This window comes from Vallitalea sediminicola, assembly GCF_054408565.1.
This window is the reverse complement of record NZ_BTPT01000224.1, coordinates 1-266: the sequence shown is the minus strand read 5'-3', so window position 1 is coordinate 266 and position 266 is coordinate 1. Positions and strand designations below refer to the sequence as shown.

Below are 266 nucleotides of genomic sequence, written 5' to 3'. Positions count from 1 at the left end.
AGAAAACAAATCCTGAAACTGCACTGTTGATAAACAACACTTTTGAGCATATGCATTTGTTGGGTATAATACTGTAGATACAAACAATCTGTTTTCTTCAATCAGTGCACTATATTCTCTAAGGTATTCACTGACTCCTTTATAGAAACTATCCATTTTATCACTATTCATATTTCTAAAATATAGATTGGTTTCTGACATAAGGTTCAATATCTTGTCAAACTCTTTTAATCTATGTATTTTGTAATTAAAAAACTTATTAATTT

The 266-nt window shown here is 27.4% G+C and carries 1 protein-coding gene; it reads right to left on the bottom strand.

The window, feature by feature from the left end; genetic code table 11:
• On the bottom strand, window positions 1–266 hold a 266-nt coding region (locus ACX6CF_RS26510; protein WP_458788382.1), incomplete at both ends, for a hypothetical protein.